General features: G+C 73.2%; 24 protein-coding genes (1 of these 24 only partly in view). 16 read left to right on the top strand and 8 right to left on the bottom strand.

Going from position 1 to position 26,531, the window contains the following annotated elements:
• The first annotated feature begins 35 nt into the window (after nucleotides 1-35).
• The 12 genes from CLT75_RS23230 to CLT75_RS23175 are packed head-to-tail and all read left to right on the top strand — an operon-like array spanning nucleotide 36 to nucleotide 12,703.
• The gene (locus CLT75_RS23230; protein ID WP_135242453.1) at nucleotides 36-1,808 is read left to right on the top strand and encodes a fatty acyl-AMP ligase; all 1,773 of its coding nucleotides are present in this window, start codon (nucleotides 36-38) and stop codon (nucleotides 1,806-1,808) included.
• A 1-nt stretch (nucleotide 1,809) separates the two neighbouring features.
• Nucleotides 1,810-3,534, top strand: a complete 1,725-nt coding sequence (locus CLT75_RS23225) for an acyl-CoA dehydrogenase family protein (protein WP_209310375.1) — start codon at nucleotides 1,810-1,812, stop codon at nucleotides 3,532-3,534.
• Nucleotides 3,531-5,237: an acyl-CoA dehydrogenase family protein gene (locus CLT75_RS23220; protein ID WP_135242452.1), complete on the top strand. Its 1,707-nt coding sequence runs from the start codon at nucleotides 3,531-3,533 to the stop codon at nucleotides 5,235-5,237. The genes CLT75_RS23225 and CLT75_RS23220 overlap by 4 nt, the downstream gene beginning before the upstream one ends.
• Nucleotides 5,234-5,506 (top strand): acyl carrier protein, encoded by a 273-nt coding sequence (locus CLT75_RS23215; RefSeq protein WP_135242451.1) that lies wholly within the window; start codon nucleotides 5,234-5,236, stop codon nucleotides 5,504-5,506. The genes CLT75_RS23220 and CLT75_RS23215 overlap by 4 nt, the downstream gene beginning before the upstream one ends.
• Nucleotides 5,503-6,432: a ketoacyl-ACP synthase III family protein gene (locus CLT75_RS23210; RefSeq protein WP_135242450.1), complete on the top strand. Its 930-nt coding sequence runs from the start codon at nucleotides 5,503-5,505 to the stop codon at nucleotides 6,430-6,432. The genes CLT75_RS23215 and CLT75_RS23210 overlap by 4 nt, the downstream gene beginning before the upstream one ends.
• Before the next feature lie 9 nt (nucleotides 6,433-6,441).
• Nucleotides 6,442-7,821, top strand: coding sequence for a preATP grasp domain-containing protein (locus CLT75_RS23205; protein WP_135242449.1), 1,380 nt, complete (start codon nucleotides 6,442-6,444; stop codon nucleotides 7,819-7,821).
• Complete coding sequence (gene lysA, locus CLT75_RS23200; protein ID WP_135242448.1) at nucleotides 7,818-9,074, top strand: diaminopimelate decarboxylase; 1,257 nt, start codon at nucleotides 7,818-7,820, stop codon at nucleotides 9,072-9,074. The genes CLT75_RS23205 and lysA overlap by 4 nt, the downstream gene beginning before the upstream one ends.
• A 34-nt stretch (nucleotides 9,075-9,108) precedes the next feature.
• The gene (locus CLT75_RS23195; protein WP_209310374.1) at nucleotides 9,109-9,384 is read left to right on the top strand and encodes an acyl carrier protein; all 276 of its coding nucleotides are present in this window, start codon (nucleotides 9,109-9,111) and stop codon (nucleotides 9,382-9,384) included.
• 5 nt (nucleotides 9,385-9,389) lie between these two features.
• Complete coding sequence (locus tag CLT75_RS23190; RefSeq protein ID WP_135242447.1) at nucleotides 9,390-10,223, top strand: hypothetical protein; 834 nt, start codon at nucleotides 9,390-9,392, stop codon at nucleotides 10,221-10,223.
• The gene (locus CLT75_RS23185) at nucleotides 10,220-10,873 is read left to right on the top strand and encodes a hypothetical protein (RefSeq protein ID WP_135242446.1); all 654 of its coding nucleotides are present in this window, start codon (nucleotides 10,220-10,222) and stop codon (nucleotides 10,871-10,873) included. Before CLT75_RS23190 ends, CLT75_RS23185 begins: the two co-directional genes overlap by 4 nt.
• Nucleotides 10,870-12,027 (top strand): acyl-CoA dehydrogenase family protein, encoded by a 1,158-nt coding sequence (locus tag CLT75_RS23180; protein WP_209310373.1) that lies wholly within the window; start codon nucleotides 10,870-10,872, stop codon nucleotides 12,025-12,027. The genes CLT75_RS23185 and CLT75_RS23180 overlap by 4 nt, the downstream gene beginning before the upstream one ends.
• Nucleotides 12,020-12,703: a 4'-phosphopantetheinyl transferase superfamily protein gene (locus CLT75_RS23175; RefSeq protein WP_135242444.1), complete on the top strand. Its 684-nt coding sequence runs from the start codon at nucleotides 12,020-12,022 to the stop codon at nucleotides 12,701-12,703. Before CLT75_RS23180 ends, CLT75_RS23175 begins: the two co-directional genes overlap by 8 nt.
• Nucleotides 12,704-12,751: 48 nt before the next feature.
• On the opposite strand, the gene CLT75_RS23170 is transcribed toward CLT75_RS23175, so the two are convergent.
• Nucleotides 12,752-13,831: an inositol-3-phosphate synthase gene (locus CLT75_RS23170; RefSeq protein WP_135242443.1), complete on the bottom strand. Its 1,080-nt coding sequence runs from the start codon at nucleotides 13,829-13,831 to the stop codon at nucleotides 12,752-12,754.
• Nucleotides 13,832-14,000: 169 nt separating this feature from the next.
• Between CLT75_RS23170 and CLT75_RS23165 the strand changes: the two genes are divergently transcribed.
• The 3 genes from CLT75_RS23165 (at nucleotide 14,001) to CLT75_RS23155 (ending at nucleotide 18,065) form a co-directional block, all read left to right on the top strand.
• Nucleotides 14,001-15,152 (top strand): histidine kinase, encoded by a 1,152-nt coding sequence (locus tag CLT75_RS23165; RefSeq protein ID WP_135242442.1) that lies wholly within the window; start codon nucleotides 14,001-14,003, stop codon nucleotides 15,150-15,152.
• A 28-nt stretch (nucleotides 15,153-15,180) separates the two neighbouring features.
• On the top strand, nucleotides 15,181-15,846 hold the full coding sequence (locus CLT75_RS23160) for a response regulator (protein ID WP_030504405.1): 666 nt from the start codon (nucleotides 15,181-15,183) through the stop codon (nucleotides 15,844-15,846).
• Nucleotides 15,847-16,004: 158 nt separating this feature from the next.
• Nucleotides 16,005-18,065, top strand: a complete 2,061-nt coding sequence (locus CLT75_RS23155) for an MMPL family transporter (protein ID WP_167796945.1) — start codon at nucleotides 16,005-16,007, stop codon at nucleotides 18,063-18,065.
• A 52-nt stretch (nucleotides 18,066-18,117) separates the two neighbouring features.
• On the opposite strand, the gene CLT75_RS23150 is transcribed toward CLT75_RS23155, so the two are convergent.
• Genes CLT75_RS23150 through CLT75_RS23135 form a run of 4 tightly spaced genes read right to left on the bottom strand, consistent with a single transcriptional unit; the run spans nucleotide 18,118 to nucleotide 22,766 of the window.
• On the bottom strand, nucleotides 18,118-19,551 hold the full coding sequence (locus CLT75_RS23150; protein WP_167796944.1) for a condensation domain-containing protein: 1,434 nt from the start codon (nucleotides 19,549-19,551) through the stop codon (nucleotides 18,118-18,120).
• Complete coding sequence (locus tag CLT75_RS23145) at nucleotides 19,539-20,228, bottom strand: hypothetical protein (protein ID WP_135242439.1); 690 nt, start codon at nucleotides 20,226-20,228, stop codon at nucleotides 19,539-19,541. Before CLT75_RS23145 ends, CLT75_RS23150 begins: the two co-directional genes overlap by 13 nt.
• Nucleotides 20,203-21,378 carry a hypothetical protein gene (locus CLT75_RS23140; RefSeq protein ID WP_135242438.1) on the bottom strand — a complete coding sequence of 392 codons (1,176 nt, stop codon included), beginning with the start codon at nucleotides 21,376-21,378 and terminating at the stop codon, nucleotides 20,203-20,205. The genes CLT75_RS23145 and CLT75_RS23140 overlap by 26 nt, the downstream gene beginning before the upstream one ends.
• Before the next feature lie 47 nt (nucleotides 21,379-21,425).
• Nucleotides 21,426-22,766 carry an MATE family efflux transporter gene (locus CLT75_RS23135; protein ID WP_135242437.1) on the bottom strand — a complete coding sequence of 447 codons (1,341 nt, stop codon included), beginning with the start codon at nucleotides 22,764-22,766 and terminating at the stop codon, nucleotides 21,426-21,428.
• A 168-nt stretch (nucleotides 22,767-22,934) separates the two neighbouring features.
• Between CLT75_RS23135 and CLT75_RS32895 the strand changes: the two genes are divergently transcribed.
• On the top strand, nucleotides 22,935-23,159 hold the full coding sequence (locus CLT75_RS32895; RefSeq protein WP_209310372.1) for a VOC family protein: 225 nt from the start codon (nucleotides 22,935-22,937) through the stop codon (nucleotides 23,157-23,159).
• A gap of 10 nt (nucleotides 23,160-23,169) precedes the next feature.
• Here the strand turns inward: CLT75_RS32895 and argS are convergent, their stop codons facing one another.
• The 3 genes from argS to CLT75_RS23115 all read right to left on the bottom strand — a co-directional run.
• Entirely contained in the window at nucleotides 23,170-24,888 is a 1,719-nt protein-coding gene (gene argS / locus CLT75_RS23125) for an arginine--tRNA ligase (RefSeq protein WP_135242436.1), read from the bottom strand.
• Between the two features lie 271 nt (nucleotides 24,889-25,159).
• A complete protein-coding gene (gene trpS, locus CLT75_RS23120; protein ID WP_135242435.1) occupies nucleotides 25,160-26,218 on the bottom strand; it encodes a tryptophan--tRNA ligase in 1,059 nt (352 codons plus the stop codon).
• A gap of 270 nt (nucleotides 26,219-26,488) precedes the next feature.
• A protein-coding gene (locus CLT75_RS23115) for a PRC-barrel domain-containing protein (protein WP_135242434.1) crosses the window boundary here: on the bottom strand, nucleotides 26,489-26,531 show its 3' portion. Its footprint extends 401 nt past the window's final position; 43 of the gene's 444 nt are visible here — the last part of the coding sequence; its start codon lies beyond the right edge, outside the window; its stop codon occupies nucleotides 26,489-26,491.

The following is a 26,531-nucleotide window of genomic DNA, read 5'->3' as shown; positions in this document are numbered from 1 at the left end:
GGTCCGGCACGTCACCGACCCGCGGGGAGCGCCTGATGCCCGACCACGAAACGTTCGTCGACCTGCTGCAGGAGCGTGCCGCCGTCCACCCGGAGCGACCGGCGCTGATCTTCGACGCGGACCCCGGATCGGGCGACGCCGAGGTGCGCACGGTGTCGTGGGACGACCTGGCCGCCCGGGCCCGGCAGATCGCCGTGCTGCTCGCCGACACCGTCCGCCCCGGTGACCGGGTGCTCGTGCTGAACGAGCCCGGCACCGCCTTCGCCGAAAACTTCCTCGGCGTCCAGCACGCCGGTGCGATCCCGGTTCCGGCCCCGCTGCCGGACGGATATCGCCGGCAACGGGACCGGCTCGCCGGCATCGCGCACAACGCCCAGGTGGCCGCGGTGGTCACCGACGCCGCGGCTCTCGACACGGTCCGCGACTGGGCGGCCGAGTGCGGGCTGTCCGACGTACCGTGCCTGGCCTTCGACGACGTCCCCCTGGAGCGGGCGCCGGCATGGCGGCGGCCGGCCGTCGACGGGTCCACCATCGCCTTCCTGCAGTACACCTCCGGTTCCACCAGCGACCCCAAGGGCGTCGTGGTGGACCACGCGAACCTGCTGCCCAACCTGCGGGCGTTCAACGAGATCCTCGGTGGCGGCGAGGGCGTCCGTGTCGGCGGATGGCTGCCCATGTACCACGACTTCGGCCTGATCGGGCAGTTGCTGGCCCCGCTCTCGCGGGGCGGTTGCAGCGTCGGGATGTCGGCCACGACGTTCCTCAAGCGCCCCGGCACCTGGCTCCGGCTGATCGACAGGCACGACATCGAGATCTCCCCGGCACCGAACTTCGCGTACGACCTGTGCACCCGGCGGATCACCGACGAGCAGATCGCCGGCGTCGACCTGTCCCGGTGGAGGCGCGCGGTGAACGGTTCGGAACCGGTGCAGGCGGCCACCCTGGCCGCGTTCGGCAGCCGATTCGCCGCCGCCGGGCTGCGGCCGGACGCCATGTGCCCCGGGTACGGCCTGGCCGAGATCACGCTCAGCGTCAGCGGCGCCACCATCGGCCGCCCGCCGGTGGTGCTCACCGTCGACGCTGAAGAGCTGGAACGGAACATCGTGACGCCGGTCGGAGCCGGTCACCCGGAGCCGGTGCGCGAACTGGTCAGCAGCGGCGAGTCCACTGCGGAGTTCGACATCAGGATCGTCGACCCCGCCACTCGGCTGCCGCAACCGCCCGACCGGATCGGCGAGATCTGGCTGCGGGGCGCCAGCGTGGCGCGGGGCTACTGGGCCAACCCGGAGGCCACCCGGGAGGTGTTCGGCAACGAGCTGGCCGACGGCGAGGGCGGCTTCCTGCGTACCGGGGACCTGGGCCTGCTGCGTGACGGCCAGCTCTACGTGACCGGCCGGATCAAGGAACTGCTGATCGTCAACGGCCGCAACCTGTACCCGCACGACATCGAGGTGACGGTGCGCGCCGTGGACGAGAGCCTGTCCCGGGGTGTCGGTGCCGCCTTCACCGTCGAGGTGCTGCACGAGGAACTGGTGGTGGTGCAGGAGTGCCGGGCCCGGTCCCTCGACCCGGCGGCCCGCGCCGCCGTGGTCACCGCCGTCCGCCACGTGCTGTCGCGGGAGTTCGGGACCGGCGCGGTCAGCGTGGTGCTGGTCCGCCCCGGCACGGTGCCCCGCACCACCAGCGGCAAGATCCAGCGCGGCCTGGCCCGGATGCTCTTCCTGACCGGTGCCCTCGGCGCCGAGCACGAAGAGCTCACCGACGGCGTGCGGGCCGTGCGCCGGACCGGCGACCCGGTGCGGGCCTGAGATGGCCGCGCCCACCCTGCCCCTGGCCGCTGCCGTGGCCCGGCACCTCGACGAGCGGCTGGGCGATCCGGACGACGCCGGCGTCGTGTTCAACCACGCCCGGGTCGCCGCCGCGGACGAGAGCGAGGCGTTCCCGGCGGAGATCTGCGCGCACCTGGACCGGCTCGGCCTGCCGGCGCACTACGTCCCGGCGGCGTACGGCGGTGAACTGCGTGGCTTCGACACCCTGGTCCAGGTCCTGCGGGTGATCGCGCGCCGGGACCTGACCACGGCCATCGGACACGGCAAGACGTTCCTCGGCGCGGCCTCGGTCTGGGCCCGGTCGCCACGCGACGAGGCGGACCTGGCGCAGGCCCGCACGCTCGCCGGCACGGTCCTGGCCGGGGTGCCCGTCTGCTGGGCGCTCACCGAACCGGGCCACGGAAGCGACCTGCTCGGCGGCGAGGTCGCGGCGGTCCGGAGCGACGGCGGGTACCGGGTGAGCGGGACGAAATGGCTGATCAACAACGCCACCCGGGCGGGTGTGGTGTGCCTGCTGGCGCGGACCGACCCGGACGGCGGGCCACGTGGGTTCACCGTGCTGCTCGCCGACAAGCGGGAGCTTCCCGCGCACTCGTACCGGTGCCTGCCCGGGGAGCCGACCCACGGCATCCGGGGCGCCGACATCAGCGGGATCGCCCTCGACGACGCGTGGGTGCCGGAGACCGCACTCGTCGGTGCGCGTGGCGCCGGGCTGGAGACGGTGCTGCGCGCCCTGCAACTGACGCGTACCACCTGCGCCGCGTTGTCGCTCGGTGCCGCCGACCACGCGCTGGCGCTGGTCCGGCGATACCTGACCGACCGCCGGCTGTACGGGCGGCGGCTGGCCGACGTGCCGTACCTGCGGCGCGGGGTGGGCCGGCTGCACACCATGCTGTTCCTGGCCGAGGCGGTGACCGCCCTGGTCAGCCGGGCGGCGACGGCCGAGACCGAGGAACTGGGCGTGCTCGCCCCGGTGCTCAAGGCCTTCGTGCCGGCACTCACCGACGAACTGATCGGAGGGTGCGGCGAGCAGCTCGGCGCCCGTGCCTTCCTCACCGGTATCCCGGACTACGGACGCTTCCAGAAGGTGGAACGGGACCACCGGATCGTCGGGATCTTCGACGGCAGCACCCCGGTCAACCGCAACGCGCTGATCAACCAGTTCCCGCAACTGGCGCGGGGCTGGCCCGGCGACCCGGTGGACACGGCCCGGCTGCGGTCGCTGGCCGACCTGCGGGTGCCGGTGCCCGAACTGGACCCGGACCGGATCTCGCTGGCCGCCGGACGCGGGTGCCTGCCGTTGCGCGGGCTGGCCGCGGCGGTGCCGGCCGTCCGCGCGGCCGGCGGCCCGGCGGCCCGGGCCGAGGCGCTCCTGGCCGCGACCGAGCTGCTGCACACCGAACTCGCCGGGTACCGCCCACGCCCGCACGACGTGGCACCCGCCGCCTACGACCTGGCCCACCGGTACGAGCTGTGCGTGGCCGGCGCGAGCGCGGTGCACCTGTGGCTGCACAACCACGAGCACGCCGGCGCCGACCCGCTGTGGACGGACGGGCTGTGGCTCGACGCGGCGCTGACCTGGGTGCTGCACCGCCTCGGCGTCGCGCCGGACCATCCCGAGAACTACGACCGGGTGTACGCGTCCCTCGCCCCGGGCCGCCGCCCCTCGGTGCTCGACCTCGACGGCGGCGGGGAGGCGCGATGACCACCGTGCGGGATCTGGAGAGTCGCTTCGGTGATCCGTGGGACCCGGCGAACCCCCTCGGGAACCGGGCCGTGCTGGCGGCCGACGAGCGGCAGGAGATGTTCGCCGACGGTGAGCTGGCGCTCGACGACTTCGGACTCAACGCCGAGTTCGTACCGGTCGCCCACGGCGGGCGGATGACCGGCCTGGACCGGCTGATCCGGACGATGCGCTCGGTGTTCCGGCGGGACCCCTGCCTGGGCCTCGGTTACGGCGCCAGCTCGTTCATCGCCTCGGTCAACGTGTGGGCCGGCGGCGACGAGGCCCAGCAGCGACGGCTGGCGGAGCTGCTGCTCTCCGGCCGGCGGGTGGCGTCCGTCTACCACGAGCTGGCACACGGCAACGACTTCGCCCGGGTGGACTTCCGGGCCGACCCGGGGCAGCCGGGCGAACTGCTGCTCACCGGTCGCAAGGAGGTGGTCACCAACGCGCAGCGGTGCAGCGCGATGGTGATCTTCAGTCGTACCTCGGACGCGGCCGGTGGCCGCAGCCACACCCAGTTGTTCGTGGAGAAGGACGCGCTGCCCCCGGGCGCGCTGCGGTATCTGCCGCGGTTCCCCAGCAGCGGGATGCGCGGGGTGCAGCTCGGCGGGATCGAGCTGGACCGGTGCCCGGTCGACGCGGGCGTGGCACTCGGGCCGCTCGGCTCGGCCATGGAGGTCGCGCTGCGTTCGTTCCAGCTCACCCGGACCGGGCTGCCGGCGATGACGCTGGGCGTGCTGGACACCGGCCTGCGCGCGGTGCTGCGGTTCGGCGAGGACCGGTGGCTGCGCGGACGGCCGGTGGGCGCCATGCCGGTGGTCCGTACCGCACTGGCCGAGGCGTTCACGGACCTGCTGATCGCCGACTGCCTGTCCACCACCGTCGCCCGCGCCGTGCACCTGCTGCCCGAGGACACCAACGCGTACGCCTCGGCCGTCAAGTACGTCGTGTCCGGCCGGTCCATCCGCGCCATGACCCGGCTCGGTGAGCTGCTCGGCGCGCAGAGCTACCTGCGCACCGGCGAGTACGGCATCTTCCAGAAGCTGCAGCGCGACCTGGCGCCGGCGGGATTCGGGCACGCCGCCCGGGTCGCCTGCCTGGCCACCGTCCTCCCTCAACTCCCCCGGCTCGCCCGGCGCTCCTGGGCGACCGGCCAGGAGCCACCGCCCGCCCTGTACGACCTGGACGCCGATCTCCCGGCCCTGCCGTTCGACCGGCTCCGGATCGCCTCGACGGCCGACCCGCTCACGGCCCAGCTGCTCGCCGCCGCCGAGGCGATGCCGGCCGGCGACGACCGGCTGCGCGGACTGGTCCGGCGCTTCACCGGCGAGCTGGCCCGGCTGCGTTCGGCGGCGCTCGGCCTCCGCCCGGCGGACCTGGCGATCGGCGGCGACCCGGCGGCGCTCGACCTGACCGCCCGCTACACCACGGTGCTGACCGCCGCCACCTGCCTGAACCTCTGGCTGGCCGAGCAGCGCCACCCGGGGACCTTCCTGGCCGACCCGGCCTGGGTGACGGCGGCCCTGCTGCGGCTGGCCGACGAGCTGGACGGCACGTCCCGGTCGCTGCCGGCCGCGCTGGCCGGCCCGATCCACGCGGAGCTCGCCCGCCGGTACGCCGCCGGCCGGGCCTTCGACCTGTCCGACAGCGTGCTGCCCGACCTTCCAAGGAGCCGGAATTGACCATCTCGCCGAACCACCGGGCCGCCGGACAGCTCCGTCCGTGGCTGCGGGACCGCGTCGCCGATTTCACCAACCGGGACCCGGCCACCATCGACACCGCCATGCCCCTGGCCGACCTGGGCCTCGACTCGGTGTACGCGCTCGCGCTCTGCGGTGAGATCGAGGACCACCTGGGGATGCCCCTGGAACCGACGATCGTGTGGGACCACCCGAGCATCGACGCGCTCACCGAGTACCTGTCCGGCCTGCCGCTGGACGCCGGGACGTGACCGCCCTCGAAGCGGTCTCCGCCTACCTGCCGCCGAAACGGGTGCCGATCGACTCGCTGGCCGGGGAGCTGGGGCTGACCGACACCCAGATCCGGATGTTCCGCCGGTACTACGGGCTGGCCGAGGTGCTGCGGGAACCGACCGGCACGATCACCGACCTGATGCTCAACGCCGCGGCGAAACTGTCCGAGCTGCGCGGCCGCGAGTCCCAGGTCCGGTACGTGGTGCAGGCCCGGACCCTGCAGGCGATCGCGCCGTACCCCGAGGATCCGCTGCACGACGTGGTGCGGGCCCTCGGCCTGCGGCACGCGCGGGCCTTCGCGGTCACCCAGCACGCCTGCGCCTCCGGGCTGCTCGCCGTCGAGATGGCCGGCCGGCTGCTCGCCGAGGACGGCGAGCCCGGCGCGCTGGCCCTGGTCTTCGTCGGTGAGAAGGCGTTCACCCCGTCGGCCCGGATGATCCCGGGCACGGCGCTGATGGGGGAGGGCTGCGCCGCCGTCCTGGTCGGCACGGGCCGGCGCGACCGGCTGCTGTCGTACGCCTCGGCCACGCACGGCGAGTTCAACGCCGGGCTGTCCCTGACCGCGGCGATGTCCCTGGAGTTCCAGCAACGCTATCCGGACGCGCTCGCCGAGGTGATCCTCGCGGCGGTGGCGCGCGCCGGGATCACCGTCGCCGAACTGGACGTGGTGCTGCCGCACAACGTGAACCGGGTGTCCTGGGTGCGGGTGGCGCGCAAGGCCGGGATCCCGGTGGAGCGCCTGTTCCTGGACAACATGCCGGTCACCGGCCACTGCTTCTGCGCCGACTCCTTCCTCAACTACGTCGCGGCCCGCGAACTGGGCCGGCTACGACCAGGCGACCGCTACCTGATGGCCGCGGTCGGGCTGGGGTCGACCTTCGCCGCCGCGGTCTTCGAGCACTGATAGGACGCTATGACGACGACACGGGAACCCTTCGTCAGACGGCTGCGGACGGCGTTGCTGGGCACCGACCGGACCCCCCTGGTGTTCCTCGGCAACTTCGAGGTCGAGCAGCGGTGGGGCGGTGACGAGCCGGGCCTGCCCCGCGTCGCGCTGACCGCGGGTGACGCGATGGTGAACCGGATGGACGAGTTCGCCCTGCTGCTGGCCGGTCCGGACGACTACGTGGTGCTCAAGGACCGGCCGGACCCGGAGCACCTGGCCCATCTGGAGACGCTCGGGACGGCCCTGCCGCATGTGCTGACCACCGACCGCCAGGACCCGCACCGCACGGTGACCCAGGACGCGCTGGACAGCCCGGCCCTGCTGGCCCGGTTGTCCGCCCTGGCCGGGGCCGCCGCGATCGTCCCGCACGGGGTCTCCGCCGACGAGGAGGCGCTCGCCGCGCTGACCGGTGTCGCGCTGGCCGGGTCGCCGGCGGCCGTCTGCAAGGCCGTCAACGGCAAGATCTACAGCCGGCGGATCGCCACCGAGCTGGGGCTGCGCCAGTCCGCGGGCTGGATCTGCGAGACCGTCGAGGAACTGGACGAGGCGGTCGAACACGCCCGGGCGCTGCTCGCTGCCGGGCGGCCGGTGGTGCTCAAGGACTCGTACGGGGTGTCCGGCAAGGGCCTGCTGGTGATCCGGGACGCGGCGCGCCTGGACCAGATCCACCGGACGCTGCGCCGCCGGGCCGACCGTTCCGGCGATCGGCGGCTGGCGCTGCTGGTGGAGGAGTGGGTCGCCAAGATCGTCGACCTCAACTACCAGTTCACCGTCTTCCGCGACGGCGGGGTGCACTTCGACTTCGTCAAGGAGGCGGTCACCGCCAACGGCGTACACAAGGGTCATCGGATGCCGGCCGGGCTGACCGCGCGGCAGCTCGCGGTCGTGACGCACAGCGCCGCGGTGCTCGGCGCCCGGCTGGCCCGCGACGGCTACCACGGCGTGGTCGGGGTGGACGCGATGCTCGACCCGGAGGGCGGCGTCTACCCGGTCGTGGAGATCAACGCACGGCACAACATGTCGACCTACCAGGTCGGCCTCCAGGAACACCTGGTGCCGGCGGGCTGGTACGCGCTGGCCCGGCAGTACCCGCTGCGCCTCGCGCGGCCGCTGCGCTTCGGTGAGGTCCGCGACGGGCTCGGCCCGTGGCTGCTGAGCGCCGCCGGTACGGCCGGGATGGTGGTGCAGAACTTCTCGACGGTGAACGCCCTGATGCGGGAGGGCGCGGGAGCTGCGGACGGCCGGCTGTACGGGCTGCTGACCGCACCGACGGCCGACGAGCTGACGGCGATGGACGCCGAGATCGCGGGCCGCCTGACGGCCGTGGCGGAAGGAACACGACGGTGACCGGAGAAGTGACGATCCAGGGCGTGGCCATGTCCGAACTGGCCGAGCGGTTCGGCACGCCCCTCTACGTGTACGACGGGGACAGCCTGCGCGGGCAGTACCTGGGGCTGCGTGAGCGGCTGCACCCGGCGATGGAGATCTTCTACTCGCTGAAGGCCAACCCGAACGTGGCCGTCTGCGCCCTGCTCGGTGCGCAGGGCGCCCGCGCGGAGGTGTCGTCGATGGTGGAGCTGCGTACCGCGCTCGCCGCCGGGGTGGCCCCGGGCGACATCATCTTCCTCGGCCCCGGCAAGAGCCGCGCCGAACTCGAGGCGTGCCTGTCCGAGGGCGTCTTCGCGCTGGTCTGCGAGTCGTTCGGGGAACTGGCGACGATCGACGAGCTGGCCCGGGATCGGGGCGTCATCGCACCGGTGATGCTTCGGGTCAACCCGAGCTTCGCGGTCAAGGGCTCCGGCCTCACCATGGGCGGCAAACCGCGCCAGTTCGGGATCGACGAGCAGCAGCTCTTCGACGAGGCAGACCTGGTCAAGAACCATCCCGGGGTACGCGTCCTGGGTGTACACGCCTACCTGGGCACCCGCATCCTCGATCCCGAGGTGGTCGCCGAGAACGCCCGCCGGATCATCGACCTGGCCGAGCGGCTCGCCGAGCGGCTGGACTTCGTCCTGGAGGCCGTCGACGTGGGCGGCGGCCTCGGGGTGGCCTACTTCCCCGGCGAACCGGACCTCGACCCGGCCGCGGTCGCCAGCCTGCTCAACCCGGTGGTCGAGGCGTTCCACGCCGCGCACCCCGGGGCCCGGCTGCTGCTGGAACTCGGCCGGTACCTGGCCGCGCCGTGCGGCACCTACGTCACCCGGGTGCGGTACGTGAAGAGTTCGATGGGGGAGCGTTTCGCGGTCACCGACGGCGGCACGAACCACCACATGGCGGCCGTCGGCATCGGCTCCTACGTGAAGCGCAACTTCCCGATGCGGCTGCTCAACCGGGCCGGCACGGATGCCGGCCCGTGGAACGTCACCGGCCCGCTGTGCACGCCGAACGACACCGTCGGCCGCAACGTGGAACTGCCCGAGCTGCGGCCGGGCGACCTGGTCGGCGTGCTGCGCTCCGGCGCGTACGGCCCGAGCGCCTCACCGGTGCTCTTCCTCAGCCACGGCCATCCGGCCGAGGTGCTGGTGGACGGCGGACGGGCCCGCCTGGTCCGCCGCCGCGACACCGTCGAGGACCTGCTCGGCCCGCAGATCCTCGACTGACAACCCATCCCGACCGGCACACAGGAGGCCCGCCATGACCATGGCTTCGGAAGCCACAGTCGACCGCGCCGCGGTCGTCGACCACATGATCGACGCCGTCGTCGCGGTGCTGAACCGCGACTCGGTCCAGGTGACCGAGCAGACCCGGCTGATGGACGAGCTCGGGCTGGACTCGACGAACGTCCTCGAACTGCTCATGCACATCGAGGACCGGCTGAACGTCGTGATCGACTCGGACACGCTGGAGCAGCACCACTTCGAGTCGGTCGGCACCCTCGCCGACTACGTCATCGAGCAGGGCCTGGCCTGACGCCGATGTTCCTGTCCATCGCCCCGGCCCCGTCGGTCCGTACCGGCCGGCTCCGGCCGACTCAGGTGATCGCCCGCCGGTTCGACCCCGATCCGGAGCCGTACCGGGGCGATCCGTTGCTCGAGGAATACCTGTCGGACATGACCGAGCTGTACGGTCGTCGCTTCGACCGGGATCGGCACGCGGCGGCCGCCCGTAACTCGTTCACCGGGATGGCGGACCGCCTGGTGCGCGATCTCGACCTCGCGGCACCTGTGGATCTGATCGCCATCGCGCACTCCACTCCGGACGGCGACCCGCGCCGGGTCACCGCCTGCTACCTCAACGAGCTGGTGCAGGGCGATCCGCTCGCCTTCGCGGTGTCCGACCAGGGACCGGCGGCGGCGTTCACCGCCCTGCGGCTGCTCGGGACCTACTCCGGCGACTTCCCCGACTGCCGGGCGTTGCTGCTGATCCTGGAACAGACGACGATCCCGTACGAGGTGGTCGGGCCCCGATATCCAGTTCCCGGCCACGACGTCGGGGTGGCGGTGCTGCTCGAGCCGGCCGGCTCGGACGGGACCACGGTGCACCAGCGCCCGGACGTGTCGCCGTCGGCGGCCGGGACGCTGCTCGACGAGCTGGTGCCGGCGGACGCCGTCCTGATCACCGGTCCCGGCCTGACCGCCGGCGGCCAGGCGGTTGCGGCGCCCGGGCTGGGTGCTGCGGGTGTCTGGGCCGAGTTCGCCAGGCAACGGGCGGGCACCGCCGGGCCGATCGCGGTGGCGGACCACGACCCGGTCTCGGGCACCCTCTGCGTGGCGGTCTTCGCCGGCGCGGACCCGGAGGTGCGGTCGTGATCGCCGAGGAGGCCCGCCGCGGCGCCCGGACCGGCGGGCTCACCGCCACGCTCACCGCGATGCACGCCACGCTTGCGGACCGGGTCCTGCCGTGCGGCCCGACCGGGTGCTGCGTGCTGCCCGAGCCGGCGCTGCACGACGCCGGCCGGGTCTGGACCGGTGACACCGTCGCCGCCCTGGACCCGGCCGCCGTGGAACGGCTCGGCACTGTCGAGACGCCGGACGGCCGGTTGGCGGCCGTCCGCTACCGGGGCGTACCCGGGCCGGCCGGCACACCGGCGCCCTGGCCGGACTGGCTGGCCGCGCTGGCCGGGCTCCGGCTCGGGCTCTCCGAGGCCCTGCTCGACGTCACAGTCGCCCACCTCGGTGACCGCCGCGTCGGTGACACCCCGCTGCTGCTGCAACAGATGATCAAGGGTGCGCTGGCGGACGCCGTCACCGAGCAGATCGAGATCAAGGTCCGGCTCACCGGTACGCCGCCACCAGCCGGATCCCTGGCCTCCCTGCACCGGGAGATCACCACTGCCGACCGGATGCTGCTGCGTCTGCTCGGAGCCAGCGGGTTCACCGCGGACGGACCGGGCGCTGTGGTCGACGCGTCGGAGTTGCTGGCCGACGCCTGGATCGGTGGAGAGGAGTGGACGCCGTGATCGAACTGGACGACCGGCTCACCGCCGCCCGGGCCCACGCCCGGGACTGGGCGCGCGACCTGCGCTCGACGGCACTGGAGCTGGACCGTGACCCGGACACCGTGTACCGGTGCCTGGACAACCCGGCCGTACGGCACCTGTCCACCATGCTCATCCCGGCGCCGTGGCTGCCGGACCGGACGCTCATCGGCGGGTACCGGTTCGACGGCATGACGGCGATGGAGCGGGTGGTGTTCGCCGAGGAGATCGCCGCCGGGGACGCCGGCATGATGCTCGCGTCCCCCGGTGCCTCGCTGTCCGGGGTGCTCGTCGACCTGCTCGCCGACCGGGAGCAGAAGGAGTGGTTCTACGGCCGGCTGCTGGCCGCGCCGACGTGGACCTTCTTCGCGCTGACCGAGCCCGACCACGGCTCGGACGCGGGCGCGATGGGTACGAGACTGGACCCCGACGGCGAGGGCGGCCTGCTGCTGCGAGGCGCGAAGCGCTACATCGGCAACGGCGCCCGGGCCCAGGTCGGCGTCGTCTTCGCCCGGGACCGGCCCGGTCCGCTCGGCGCCACCGCGGTGCTCGTCGAGACCGGTGCGCCCGGCTTCAAGGCCGAGCCGATCCCGACGGTCGGCCTGCGCGGCGCCCAGCTCAGCGCGATCACCCTGGACGCCGTGCCGGTCCCGGAGGACCGGGTGCTCGGCCGCCACCTCAGCCCCACCCGGCGCGGCGTGTGGAGCGGCGTGCAGATGTTCAACCGTCTCCGGCCGGGCGTGGCGGCGATCGCACTGGGCATCGCCCGGTCCGCGCACGACTACGTCACCGAGCAGCGCGGCTCGCTGTCCAAGGCCGACCGGCTGCGCTGGGAACGGACCGGCCGGCGGATCGACGGCGTACGGCAGCTCATCTGGCGGGCCGCCTCGATCGTGGACGCCCAGCCCGCCAACGGCCACCTGGCCTCGGCGGCGAAGGCCCGGGCGGCCCGGCTGGCCGAGGAGGTGACGCTGGAGGCGCTGGAGTACTTCGGCCCCGGCGCACGGCTCACGCAGCCGATGCTGGACAAGCTGATCCGCGACGCCCGGGGCGTCGAATTCATGGAAGGCACCGGCAACATCCAGCGACTCAACACCTTCCAGGGCCTCGTGCAGGGCAAACTCGACCGTGACTGAGCCGGGCGGCGTCGACGTCTGGACCGTCCACCTGGACCGCGACGTCGACGCCGCCCGCTGGCTCGGCGCGGCCGAACTGCGACGTGCGGCGGACATCGGCGATCCGGACGGCCGCCGGCGCTTCGTCGTGGCGCACGCCGCCCTGAACGGGATCCTCGCCGGGCGGCTTGACCTGCGGCCCACCGCGTTGCCGCTGCGCCGCGAGCCGCTCGGGCGGCCGTACCTGCCGGGCGGTTCGCTGCATTTCAGCCTGGCGCACGCCGGGGATCGGGCGGTGATCGCGCTCGCCGGCCGGGAGGTCGGCGTGGACCTGGACCGTCCCCGGCCCGGGCTGGATCCGCGGCGGATGGCCGCGCGCTTCTTCACCCCCGCGGAGGCCGCGCTGGTGGCTGCTGCCGGCATCGGGGCCTACGCCGCGTACCTGCGGTTGTGGACCCGCAAGGAGGCGTGTGTCAAAGCCGCCGGTGCGCGCCTGGCGCTCGGGCTGCGGCTGCCGGTCCCCGGCGCGGCGAGCGGTGCGGTGGTCCGTGATCCGTCCGGCCGGCTGCCCGGCGCCTACTTCCTGCGGGACCTGCCCGACCACGGCGCCTTCCGCGGTGCCGTGGCGCTGGCCGGAGCGGATCCCGCGGTCTGCCACCACCACGAGTTCCGGAGCGATCTGCGGCGGGGGCCGTGACGGACGACGACGGGGGAGCCGGACTCCGGCTCCCCCGTCACTCGTCGGTCAGCGTTCGACCTCACCGCGGATGAAGCGCTCGACGGCGTCCCGGGCGGCGGCGTCGTCGTACTGCTCGGGCGGCGACTTCATGAAGTACGAGGAGGCGGAGAGGATGGGCCCGCCGATCCCCCGGTCCATGGCGATCCGGGTCGCCCGGACCGCGTCGATGATCACGCCGGCCGAGTTGGGGGAGTCCCAGAGTTCGAGCTTGTACTCCAGTTGCAGCGGCACGTCGCCGAACGCCCGCCCCTCCAGGCGCACCAGCGCGTACTTGCGGTCCTCCAGGAACGGCACGTAGTCGCTGGGGCCGATGTGCACGTCGCCGGCGGCCATCTCGTGGGGCACCTGCGAGGTGACGGCCCGGGTCTTGGACAGCTTCTTCGACGCCAGCCGGCGACGCTCCAGCATGTTCATGAAGTCCATGTTGCCGCCGAAGTTGAGCTGGTAGGTGCGCTCCAGCCGGACCCCGCGGTCCTCGAAGAGCTTCGCCAGCACCCGGTGGGTGATGGTGGCGCCCACCTGCGACTTGATGTCGTCGCCGATGATCGGCACGCCGGCCTCGGTGAACCGGGCCGCCCACACCGGGTCCGAGGCGATGAACACCGGCAGCGCGTTGACGAACCCCACCCCCGCCTCCAGCGCGCAGCGGGCGTAGAACCGGTCGGCCTCCTCCGAGCCCACCGGCAGGTACGACACGAGGACGTCGGCCCCGGAGTCGCGCAGGGCGCGAACCACGTCGACGGCCTGCTCGTCGGACTCCTCGATCATCTCCCGGTAGTACTCGCCGAGACCGTCGAGCGTCGGGCCACGCCGCACGACGACCCCGGACGGGGGCACGTCGCAGATCTTGATGGTGTTGTTGCCACTCGCGACGATGGCCTCGGACAGGTCCCGGCCCACCTTCTTCGCGTCCACGTCGAAAGCCGCGACGAACTCGATGTCGCCGACGTGGTAGTCGCCGAAGGCGACGTGCATGAGGCCGGGAACGGTGTCGGTCGTCCTCGCGTCCCGGTAGTACTCGACGCCTTGCACCAGCGACGCGGCACAGTTGCCGACCCCGGCTATGGCGACGCGGACTGCGCCCACGTGGTGCCTCCTTCTCTCTGCGACAGAACTCGATTCAACCGACCCGCTCGTCCCGGTCTCCACCTCGATGTCCTGAACAGGACATCGACGGCGGTCCGAGCGCGTGCGTACGCCCCGGACGGCCGCCGGGGCCGCATACTGGGGACCGTCGCGCGTTGAGGAGCCGATCGTGCCGTTGTCCATGCCTCTTCCGGCCACCGTCCGGACGCGGGCACGACCCGCGCGGCTGCCCCGCAACGCCACGCTCTGGCTGGACGGGCTGATCGCGGTGGCCGTGTTCGTCGGCACCGCCCTGCCGGTGACGTTCTCCGAGGACGGCAAGGTCTGGCACATCCTGGTGGCCGCCGGCGCGTCGCTACCGCTGATCTGGCGTCGGCGGGCCCCGCTGCTCACCACGGTGACGGTGGGCCTGGCGATCAGCGTCCTCGGGCTCTCGCACCAGATGCCGCCGCTGCCGTTCGGGCCGCTCGTCGCGACGTACACGTTCGCGTCGCTGAGCCCGTCTCCCTGGCGGCAGGTCGCGATCGGGGTGCAGGCCGTGGGGGTGGTCGTCTCACTCGTGGTCCCGGGCGAGAACGCCGCCACCTTCGGGTACGTCGGGATGGCGTACGTCGCGGCGTACAGCATGGGGATCGCCTCCCGCGGACGCGGCGACCGGATCGCGGTGCTCGAGGAACGCGCTGCCCGCCAGGAGGAGGAACGAGCCGCCGCCGCCGCGCGCGACCGCAACCGGATCGCCCGCGAGGTGCACGACATCGTGGCGCACACGGTCGCGATCATGGTGGTCCAGGCGGAGGCCGGGCCGGTGGTGGCCCGCACCGACCCGGCTCGGGCCGAGAAGACCTTCGAGGTGATCGCCGAGAGCGGCCGGTCCGCCATCGCCCAGCTCCGGCGGTCGCTGGCCGCGCTGCGCTCGGCGGAGGGCGAGGAGCCGCCGGCCCCGGTCCCGGGGGTGGGTGACGTACCGCGACTGCTCGGCGAGGCGCGCCGGGGCGGCCTGGAGGCGGCGCTGCGCTGGCGCGGGCAGCAGCGGCCCCTGCCCGCCGACGTGGACGCCACGGTCTTCCGGGTGGTGCAGGAGGCACTGACGAACACCATCCGGCACGCGCGGGCGTCGATGGTGGACGTGCTGATCGAGTTCCACCCGCTCGAAATCCGGGTCACGGTCACCGACGACGGCATCGGTGCGGTGGATGTCGGCGGCGGATACGGAATGATGGGCATGCGGGAGCGGGTCACCGCCTGCGGTGGTGAGCTGTGCGTCGGAGCGGGTCCCGACGGCGGCGGCTTCACTGTGCGCGCCGTCCTGCCGACTGAGTGAGCTGCTACGAATCGAGGGGTGGCGCCCCATGGTGCGCATCGTGGTCGTCGACGACCAGGATCTGGTCCGAGGCGGCTTCGCCATGATCCTCGACGCGGAGCCGGACCTGACTGTGGTGGGCGAGGCGGCGGACGGCCTGGAGGCTCTTCGGGTGGTGGCCGAGAAGAAGCCGGACGTGGTGGTCATGGACATCCGGATGGAGGGCCCGATCGACGGCATCGAGGCCACCCGCCGGATCTGCGCCACCACCGACGCGCGGGTGCTCATCCTCACCACGTTCGACGTCGACGAGCACGTGCACGACGCGTTGCGGGCCGGCGCGAACGGCTTCCTGCTCAAGACCATGCGCCGGGCCGAGCTGGTCGAGGCGGTACGGGTCATCGCCAAGGGCGAGGCGCTGCTCGCCCCGACGGTGACCCGGCGGGTGATCGCCGACCTGCTGCGACGGCCCCAGGGCGCGATCCGCCCGCCGGCCCGGCTGGACGAGCTGACCGGCCGGGAACGGGAGATCCTGTGCCTGGTCGCCCGCGGGCTCTCCAACGCCGAGATCGCCGCCCGGCTGACGGTGAGCGACCACACCGTCAAGACCCACGTCAGCAACGTGCTGGCCAAGCTGGGCCTGCGGGACCGGGTGCAGGCGGTGGTCTTCTCCTACGAGGCCGGGCTGATCAGTCCCGGTGAGGATCTCGACTGAGCGCTCTCCCTCGCTCGGGTGAGACCGGATTTGGCTCTCGGCGGCGATCTGCCGGAGGGCCCGCTTCATCAGGATGAGATCACATCGGTCTTTCCGTCCTGAGGAGCTGTGTGATGATCCGTGCCGTTACGCGTTTCGCTCGCCGGCGCCCTGCCGTCGTGCTCGTCATCTGGCTGGTGATCGCAGCGGCCGGCTTCACTGTCGGAAACGGCGTCTTCGCCCGGATGACGACAAGCGTCGGCGCCATCGCCGGCAGCGAGTCGCAGCAGGGCGCGCAGGCGCTCGGTGACGCCAAGCTCGCGCCACCGGTGATCAACGCGGTCATCTCCGGCGGCTCGATCACCGACCCCGCCTTCCGTACCAAGGTCTCCGCCGCGCTCACCGAGCTGCGCGCCGTCGACGGCGTACTGGCGGTGACCGACCCGTTCGGTCCCCAGGCCCCGGTCGCCACCGACGGCGCGGCGGTGCTGGTGAACGTGGAACTGGCGCACCAGGGCGACCTGCTGGCCGACAAGGTACGGACGCAGCTGACCGGGATCGACGGTACGACGGCTGTGGTCTCCGGCGGCCCGCTCACCGACCGCGAGTTCAACGACCAGGCCACCTCGGACACCCGGCGGGCCGAGATCGTCTCCGCGCCGTTGCTGCTGCTCCTGTTGCTGCTGGTCTTCATGTCGCTGATCGCGGCCGGGCTGCCGCTGCTGATCGCACTCGTCGGCGTCGGCGGAACCTTCACCACGCTGCTGGTGATGAGCTTCTTCACCGATGTATCGATCTATTCGATCCAGGTCACCACGATGCTCGCCATCGGTCTCGGCGTCGACTACGCGCTGCTCATGGTCAGCCGGTTCCGGGAGGAACGGGCGCTGACCGAGGACGCGGAGGAGGCGCTCGTGCGGGCCTCCGAACGCGCCGGCCGGACCATCGTCTTCTCCGGCCTGACCATCGCGGTCAGCCTGGCCAGCCTGGTGGTCTTCGCCGATCCGTTCCTGCGGTCGATCGGCGTGGCCGGCGCCGCCGTGGTGCTGATCGACATGCTCGCCGCGATCACCCTGCTTCCCGCGCTGCTCCAGCTGCTGCGTAACCGGATCAAGCCGGTCCGGGCCCGGAAGGAGCGCGGCCGGTCGTTCGCCGCGGTCGCCCGTGGGGTGCAGAAGATGCCGGTGCTCACGCTGCTGGTGGTGCTCGTCGGCCTGCTCGTGGCCGGGCTGTCGGCGACCAACCTGCGGCTGGACACCAGCAACCCGAAGTCGCTGCCGGCCGACAGTGCCACCCGCCAGCTCACCGAGGAGCTGCGTGAGCACTTCCCGGCACTCGCCGGCCCGAGCGCGATCACGATCGTCGCCCGGACCTCGGCCGACGACCCCGGCCTGGCCGAGTTCCGGCAGCGGGTCGCCGCGGTACCCGGCGTCTCGGTGGTGAACCCGGGGCGCAGCGGCGGCGGGCTGGCCGTTCTGCAGGCCACCCCGGAGAACCCGACGAGCGACCCGGACACCGCCCGGGCGGTACGCGACATCCGTGACCTGGACGCACCCTTCACGGTGCAGGTCACCGGCGACGCGGCCCGTCTGGTCGACTACCAGCAGGAGCTGCGCGACCGCCTCCCGATCGCCGGCGGCATCGTCCTGCTGGCGACGTTCGTCCTGCTGCTGGCGTTCACCCGGTCGGTGCTGATCCCGCTGAAGGCCGTGCTCACCAACCTGCTCAGCCTGTTCGCCGCACTCGGTGTGGTGGTCTGGGTGTTCCAGGAGGGGCACCTGGTCGGCCTGCTCGGCGGTGAGCGGCTCGACGGCATCGACCTGACCGTGCCGGTGGTCGTCGCGGCGATCGCGTTCGGTCTCTCCACCGACTACGAGGTCTTCGTCCTGTCCCGGATCCGTGAGCGCCGCTTCGCCGGCGCGGCCCCGGATCAGGCGGTGCGGGAGGGCCTGCAGCGAAGCGGTGGCATCGTGACCGCTGCGGCCCTGCTCCTCGCGGTCACCTTCGCCGGTTTCATGACCGGGGGCTTCGCCCCGATCAAGGAGGTCGGCCTGGGCCTGGTGCTGGCCGTCCTGATCGACGCGGTGATCGTCCGGATGCTGCTGGTCCCGGCGACGATGGCGATTCTCGGACGCGCCGCGTGGTGGGCGCCTCGCTTCCTGGGTGGCCGGCCGCCGGTCCCCTCCGCTCCGGACGCCGGTGACGCGCAGCCGGAGCTGACGGCCACCGCCCAGGGCTGAGAGACCGGGGCGGGGCAGACCCCCGCTGCCCCGCCCCGGTCGATCGGATCGTTCAGTGCGGGGCCACCACGCCGCGCAGACCGGCGGCCTCGCCCACCTCGGAGAGGGGCAGATCGGTGTCGAGCAGCCGCACCAGCAGCCGGTCCACTCCGGTCAGGACCGCACGGATGAGGTCGGGAGGCAGCAGGGTGGTGTCCGCGAGCAGCGTCCAGCGCAGCTGCCCCGGGGTGTCGAGCAGGTCGCCGACCTCCATGAAGAACGAGCTGCCGGCCGGTCGGCGTTCGGTCCACCGGAAGCTCGGCTCGGCCAGGACCCGCCGCACCACGTCACTGTCGAGCGGTGCGGTGACGGGCGGCGTCTCCGGTGCGCCGCGCATGTCGTTGAAGAAGCACCGGATCTCCGGCTCGGCGCCGCGTTCCCGGCTCACCTCGGCCAGCGCCGCCCACCCGTCCACCGGATCGAAGCGGCCGTGCCGGAAGGCCCGCACGGCAGTGCCCCAACAGTGCCGGACCAGGTCGGAGAAGGCCGGCCCGGTCAGGTCGACGACGGCCGGCATGTGCTGCGTCAGCGTGCCGATCGAGGCCCGCTGCGCGGCGGTGGTGCGGTTGCCGACGACCAGCAGCAACCCGCACCGGTCGGTCTCGGCGACCACGCCCAGCAGGGCCGCGGTCACCGCGAGCGCGACGGTGGCCGTGCTGGTGCGGTACCGGTCGGCGAGCAGCCCCAGCACCGGCGCCGAGATCGGCGAGTCCAGGACACCGCGCCAGAACCGGGGTTCGGCCGGCGCCACCGGCCGGAGCGCGGCGAAGTTGTCCAGCGGGACCGCGTTCAGTTGCCGGCGCAGGTGGGCCACGGCGGCGGCGCTGACCGTACGGCCCCGGGGGGAACGCTCGAAGGCGGCGAGGTCGGCGGGATGAACCAGTTCCGGAGTCGCCGGATCGGGGCGCCCCGCCGCCCGGCAGGCCAGCATCTCGGCCAGCACCCGCGCCGCCAGGCGGCTGCTCTGCAGGTCGGCGGCCAGGTGAGCGATGCAGAGCACCAGAGCCCTGGGCACGCCCCGGTGCACGCAGACCAGGACGCGCATCGGCAGGTCCCGATCGTGGTCGAACGGCGTCGCCTGGAGCTGCTCGTCCAGGTCCCGGGCGGTAGCCGTGAACCGCTCGGCCGGACCGTCGCCGGAGAAGACCCCGACCGGGATGCTGCCGCTGTCCAGCACCTCCTGGACCAGCCGGCCGTCCCGTCGCGGGAACCGCGTACGCAGTGCCTCGAACCGGCCGGCCAGCGCGCCCACAGCGGCGCACACCATCGCCAGGTCCACGCCCTCGGGGATCAGCACGGGCACGGTGACGTTGTAGGCGGTGCCCGGCGGCATCCGCCGGATGTCGCGTTCCACGAGCACCTGACCCCACGTCAGGTGCTCGACGACCGCCCGCGAACCGGTGAAGTGGGCCGGCTGCCAGCGCACCTCGGCGGTCAGGCCGGGCACGACGCGTATCCGTCCAGCGTGCGGACCGCCGCGTCCCGGCGGTTCTCCAGGTACCGCTCGTTCCATCGGTTCGGCCCGGCGTCGGACGCGTGCGGGCCGAGGAACCGGGCGGTGACCGAGGCGCGGAAGGCGGCCCAGGTGGCCGCCGGGCTGACCAGCCGGCTGGCGGCCGGTACGGTCCGCGCGGGCCCCGGCGGCAGGCCACTGCCGGCGCACACCGCGTCGGCCCAGCTCTCCTGCTCGTCGAGGGCGGCCAGGACGGCGTCGAACGGCAGGCCACGCAGCTCGGTGACGGCCACCGCGCGGCTGCGGAAGCCGGTCGCCGACACCGGGCCGAACCGCTCGATCGCGATCGCCACCGGCAGCATCGCGCGCGGCGCGAACCACTCGCAGCCGAGCACTGTCAGCGTGGGCAGGTCGCCGGGGTCGGGGTCGTGCGCGGCGACGATCCGCCACTCCGCGAAGGGCAGAGCGACGCCCGCGTCCCCGAAGGTGACGGCGTCGGCGCCGCAGTCCGGGCAGGTCATGATCCGGACCGCCATCGGGGGTGCGGGCGGGCGGATCACCCCCGGCGGCTGATCGGCCGGAACGAGGAAGTGGGCCGCCACCTCGCGTAGCGCCATCCGTTCGACCACGGTGCCCAGGGCCGGGTCAGGAGTCGTGGCAAGCGTGGTCATGTCGGATGTCCTCTCCACTGGCGTCGGCCGGAACGCCGGCCGTGACGAAGGTGTCAGGGCTCCGGCGGTGCAGGCCGAGAGCGACAGCGGCCACGCCGAGGTCGATGAGCGCGGCCCGGCCGGCGGCGCCGAGGGCCGTGCCGTCCGGGGCGGTGAGGCCGGAGTCCACCCAGGTCGACACGGCCGAACGGATCCGGGCGGGGTGGGCGGGGCCGAGTGGGACGGGCAGGTCACGGCGTACCGCCGCGGCCTCCAGGCCGAGCAGGTATCCGGCGGCCCAGATCTCCAGGGCGGCCCGCGCCTGCGGTCGCGGCCCCGGCCGGCCGTCCAGGTACGCGGCCAGCGCTGTCGTCACCTCCTCCGCGCCGACCCCGAGCAGGTCGCACCAGTCCGCCCAGTACCAGCAGAACTCGTTGCCGCCGGGCTCACCGGTGCGCGGCCGGAGCAGCCGGATCAGGCAGCGCGAGTCCTTGACCTGCACGACGTACTCGTCGTGGGACTGGTAGCGGGACCGCGACGCCAGGGTCGCGTCGATCCGGGGGTCGAGTTCCCAGTGCGTGTCGGACGGCACCGGCGGGGCCCACACGGTGGCATGGTGCCGGCCGCCGTGCCCGGCGATCAGGGTCGGCAGTCCGCGGTTGTCGACCAGGTGCGGCACCGTCGCCAGCATCGGCACCCCGCGTTCCCGGCAGTATCGGGCGATCATCTGGTCGTCGTCGGTGACCTCGTCGGGGATCGGCGCCAGATAGGCGGCCAGGTCCGCGGCCATGTCGGCCGGCAGCAGGAACGCCAGCGCCGGGATCCACTCCATCGGGGACAGCGCCGCCCACGGCGATCCGGCGACCGCGGCCAGCCGGCACAGGAAGCTGTTCTGCGGGCTGCTCCAGTCGGTGTAGAGGGCGATGCCGTGTGCCGGGCGGCGCGCGATGGCGGCCACCACGTGCGCGGCGAAGTCGTCGCAGACCCGGGCGTCGTCCTGCAGCACCAGGTGATGCGTGGCGCCCTCGGCGATCGACGCCCAGGCGACCTTCGCGGTCCGCAACGGGCTGCGCGCGGCGTCGGGGTCCGGGTCGTGCACGATGCGCGCCTCCAGCGGGCGGCACGCCTCGACGAGCACGTCCAGGGCGACGTCGCGAGCCGGATGGTGCATGATCGTGACGCTCAGGCGAACGTCCCGCGCCCGCCATTCGGGGCGGTTCACCGGGCGTCCGCCCGGCTGGTCCGGCGGACGTGCCGCCACGTGAGCAGCGGGACGAGCAGCATGCCGCAGGCGTTGAGCACCGAGATCGTCCAGTACAGAGCCGACGGATCCTGCTGGGTCCGGGCCAGCGCGCTGCCGACGACGACCATGCCCCCGAAGTAGGGCACGTTCAGCAGCAGCGCGATCAGGCCTCCGCCGACCTGTTCGAGGAGGAGCAGCGTCATCACGTTCAGGCCCAGGCCGAGGTAGGTCAGGCCGACGATCCCCAGGAACCGTGCGGTCTCCGACGCGACAGTCGGGTCACCTGCCAGCAGCGCGGCCAGGGGCTCCCGGCCCAACCAGATCGCGGCCGCGAGCACCGCGTACACCGCGGCGGTCAGACGCAGTCCGGCCCCGAACACCGCCGGCCCTTCGCCGGGCCGCCCCGCGCCCCGCAGCTGGTTGAGCACGATCGCGGTCGCCGAACCGAGCGCCGAGGCGGGCACGATGAGCAGGTTCTGCAGCGCGCCGGCCGCCGAGTACCCGGACACCACGTCCGGCCCGAACGGGCTGAGCGCCCACAGCAGGCCCGCGTTCGCCACGGCCATCACCACGAACGACGCGGTGACCGGCAGCCCGGTGCCGGTCAGTCGCCCGATCGCCTCCGGCCGCCAGGTCAGCGGCCCGCTCGCCGTCCAGAGCCCGCAGCGGTACACCTGCACCATGCCGACGGTCAGCGCGGCCACGCCGCCGATCGCGATCGCGACCGGAAGCGCGTACACGCCGAGGTCGGTGCCGAAGCCCAGGACCGCGACGCCGCCCACCTCCAGGACCGCGCCGGTCAGCACCACGGCCGCCGCGGAGCCCGGCCGGCCGTAGCCGCGCAGGCTCGACGAGAGCAGCACGGTCGGGAAGAAGATCAGGTTGGCCAGGCAGGCCCAGCGGGTGAAGGCGACGAATTCCCCCACCGACGCGTCCGGGACGTTCAGCAGCGCCGCCAGCCAGGGCGCCGCCAGGATCAGTACGAGGCTGACGGTGCCCCAGACGGCCACGCCGACGCGGGCCATGCTGGCGGCGACCGGGAGGACGTCCCTGGCCCGGTCGGCGCCGCGGCTCACCGACGCGGAGACCTGGTTGCTCACGTCGAAGCCCACCTGGAGGGCGGCGAAGAGCAGCGCCAACGGTACGTAGAGGGAGCGCACGTACATCGCCTCGACGCTGATCCGGGCCATCAGCGCGATCACCACCACCGGCACCAGGACGCCGGCCGTCTCGCCGAGAGCGATCGTGGCGGCGAGGCGGCGGATCCGGGCCGCGCCGTCCCAGACGATCGTGGTCGGTGCTTCGGTGGTGCTCACGACGGCGTCACCGCCGCCGAGCCGGTAGTCGGACGTTCGGGCATGACCCACCCCCATGTCGGGCTCGCGGAGACGCACCGACCATAGATACGCGCGAATCAGGCCCACAAGCTGCCCAAAGGGCTATGCCCAGGGGGGTGCCGTAGACGCACCAGGAGGGGCGAGACGGTGCTCGCGCTGCTCGGCCGGCGGGCCGCCGAGGCCGTGCTGCCCGTCGGCCGGGGCGACGGCGGCGTGCTCGTCGTGGTCCCGGTGCCCGCCGTGGTCGCCGCGCTGCCCGCCGGGACGGTCCTGGCCGAACCGGCCGACCGTCCCGGCTGGGGCGTCCGCTCCGCCTACCTGCGCGACCCGGAGGGCAACCTGGTCGAGGTGCAGTCCTGGCTGCCGCGCTGACCCCGCTGCCTCACAACCGTTCCGGGGTACGGATGCCGAGCAGGTCCAGGCCCTGCCGCAGCACCCGCCCGGTCAGCTCGCACAACACGAGCCGGCTGTCCCGCAGCGGCCCCTCGGCCCGCAGCACCGGGCAGCGTTCGTAGAACGCGCTGAACGCGACCGCCAGCCGGTGCAGGTAGGCGGTCAGCCGGTGGAACTCCAGGGTGCCCGCCACCTCCTCGACCACCGCGGCGAAGCCGACCAGCTCGATGGCGAGCGCCCGCTCGGCCGGCTCGGCGAGCGAGACCTCCGCGTCCGGCCGCGCCGCCGCGCCGGCCCGCCGGAAGATCGACCGGACCCGGGAGTACGCGTACTGGAGGTACGGCGCGGTGTTCCCGTCCAGCGACAGCATCCGTTCCCAGTCCAGCACGTAGTCCTTGTGCCGGTCCCCGGACAGGTCGGCGTACTTGATCGCGCCGATGCCCACTGCGCGCCCCACCTCGGCGGCCTCCGCCTCGCCCAGCTCCGGATTGCGTTCCCGGGCCAGCGCGGTGGCCCGCTCCACCGCCTCGGTGAGCAGCCCGACCAGCTTCACCGACCCGCCGGCCCGGCTGCGCAGCATCCGCCCGTCCGGGCCGAGGATCGAGCCGAACCCGACGTGCTCGGCCCGTGCCGGCGCGGCCAGCCAGCCGGCCTGCGCGCCGACCGCGAACACCATCTCGAAGTGCCGCCGCTGCGGCAGCCCGACCACGTAGAGCAGCTGGGTCGCGCCGAGGGTGCCGGTCCGGTGCCGCAGCGCGGCCAGGTCGGTGGCCGGGTAGCCGTACCCGCCGTCGGACTTGCGCACGATCAGCGGCAACGGCTCGCCGCCACGGCCCACCGATCCGGGCGGGAACACGCAGTCCGCGCCGTCGCTGCGCCGCAGCAGCCCCAGCCGGTCCAGCTCCTCGACAGTGGGCGCGAGCTGGTCGTGGTAGCTGCTCTCACCCCGGAAGTCGGCGCCGGTCAGCGTCACGTCGAGCAGGTCGTACACGGTCAGGAAGTAGCTCTCCGACTGCGTCACCAGCAGCCGCCACAGCCGCAGCGTCGCCGGGTCGCCGCCCTGCAACGCCACCACCCGCTGCCGCGACCGCTCCCGGAACGCCTCGTCGTCGTCGAACTTCGCCCGCGCCGCCTTGTAGAACCCGTCCAGGTCACCCATGGACAGCTCCTGCGCCGCCCCGGCCTCGCCCAGGTCGAGCAGGTGCTCGATCAACATGCCGAACGGTGTGCCCCAGTCGCCGAGGTGGTTGGCGCGCAGCACCCGGTGCCCGAGCCACTCCAGCGTCCGCGCCGCCGCGTCCCCGATCACCGTCGACCGCAGGTGCCCGACGTGCATCTCCTTCGCCACGTTCGGCCCCGAGTAGTCGACCACCACCGTCTCCGGCTCGGCCACCACTGGCACGCCGAGCCGCGGGTCGGCGGCCAGCGCGGAGACCATCCCGCCGAGCGCGTGCCCGGCCACCGTGAGGTTCAGGAAACCCGGACCGGACACCTCGACCGCCGCGCAGACGTCGGCCAGCGCCGCGCGCTCCCGTACCTCCGCGGCGATCTCCCGCGGCGGCCGGCCGAGCCGCCGGGCCAGGCCCAGCGCCGCGTCGGACTGGAAGTCCGCGTGCTGCGAGCGCCGCACGGCCGGGTCCACCGGCCCGCCGGCCACCGCCGCGAACGCCGGCGCCAGCCGGTCGGTGAGCAACCTTTCAAGATCCATGAGTACGCCGATCTCGCTGTGGATCCGCCGCGCGGATCACCTGACGGGAACGCGACGGCGGAGCGAGGACGATCGATGACGACCGGCGGCTCGATCCGCCGGTCGCAGGAGGGGAAGGCTCAGCGCAGGCGGTCGCGGGACCGCCGGCGTCGCAGCGCGCCGAGCCGGACGTCTGAGGACGTCATCGGGTACGCGTGCGAGCTGGCCATGTCGGCAGCGTAACCGGCCAGTCCGGGGTCGGCGCAAGCGCGTACCCCGGACCGGCTCGTCGTCAGGCCGACGTGGCGACGGCCTTGCGGTAGCGCTCGGCCCGGCGCCGCACCTGGGTGTACGCGCTGCTCAGGCCCATCGCCCGGCGGACCTCGACGAGCGTGCGGCGCACCTGCTCGCGGGTCCGCTCGGTGCCGGTGACGATCAGCTCGTCGACCAGGCCCGGCTGCGCCTCGAAGCGGGCCCGGCGCTCCCGGATCGGGTCCAGGAACCGGTTGAGCGCCGTCGCCAGCGCCTCCTTGACCTCGACGTCACCGACCCGGCCGGCCCGGTAGCGGGCCTTGAAGTCCGCCACCTGCGTCCGGTCCGGGTTGAAGATGTCGTGGTACTCGAAGACCGGGTTCCCCTCGACCGTGCCGGGCACGTCGGCGCGGACCCGGTTCGGGTCGGTGTACATCCCCATCACCTTGCGGCGCACCGTCGCCGCGTCGTCGGAGAGCGCGATCGCGTTCCCCTTGCTCTTGCTCATCTTCCCGGCGCCGTCGGTCCCGACCAGCGTGGGCGTCTCCGACATGATCATGTCGGGTACCGGGAAGACCTCGCCGTAGAGGTGGTTGAACCGCCGGGCGATCTCCCGCGTCACCTCGACGTGCGCGGCGTTGTCCCTCCCGACCGGCACGACCTGCCCCTTCACGCAGAGGATGTCGGCGGCCTGAAGGACCGGGTAGCCGAGCAGGCCGTACGGCATCTCGTCCTTGCCGGCGTCCCGAGTCATCTCCTTCAGCGACGGCACCCGTTCCAGCCGAGGCACCGTGATCAGGTTCTGGAACAGCGTGTTCAGGTCGCCGACCTCGGGGATCGCCGACTGGAGGTAGAACGTCGCCCGTTCCGGCTCCACCCCGGCGGCCAGGATGTCGGTGACCATCTCGCGGGCGTTGTGCGCGACCTGCTCGATGTCCGCGCGGCTGTTGCGCGTGGTGAGCATGTGCAGGTCCGCGATGATGAAGAAGCTCTCGTAGCGCTGGTGCAGCCGCACCCGGTTGGCGATGCTGCCCACGTAGTGGCCGAGGTGCAGCCGCCCGGTCGGGCGGTCGCCGGTGAGCATGCGTGCAGAGGACATGGTCGTACGCCTTTCGTGCCGTTCGCTGGCGGGGAGACGCGACCCGGGTGTCACCCAGGTCGGTGGAGCGGGCTCGTCAGAACGAGCGCCGCCATCGCCCGCCGGCGCGGAAACGGAGTCCGCCGGCACGGAGTACGTCGAGGATCTGCTCCCGGCCGTCGACAGCGTGGCCCGGGAGACCGCTACGGGTCTCCGGGAGGCAGCTGCGCGGCCGGACCATGACTGACACGGTAACCGCTCACCGGCCTGCGCCGCTGCCTCCCGCCACGCTTACTGCTGTCGATAGCTCTCGGTGTAGTAGCTGCCGACCCGC

This window comes from Micromonospora sp. CNZ285, from assembly GCF_004637285.1.
The sequence above is the reverse complement of the archived record's forward strand: the minus strand, read 5'-3'. Positions and strand labels throughout refer to the sequence as shown.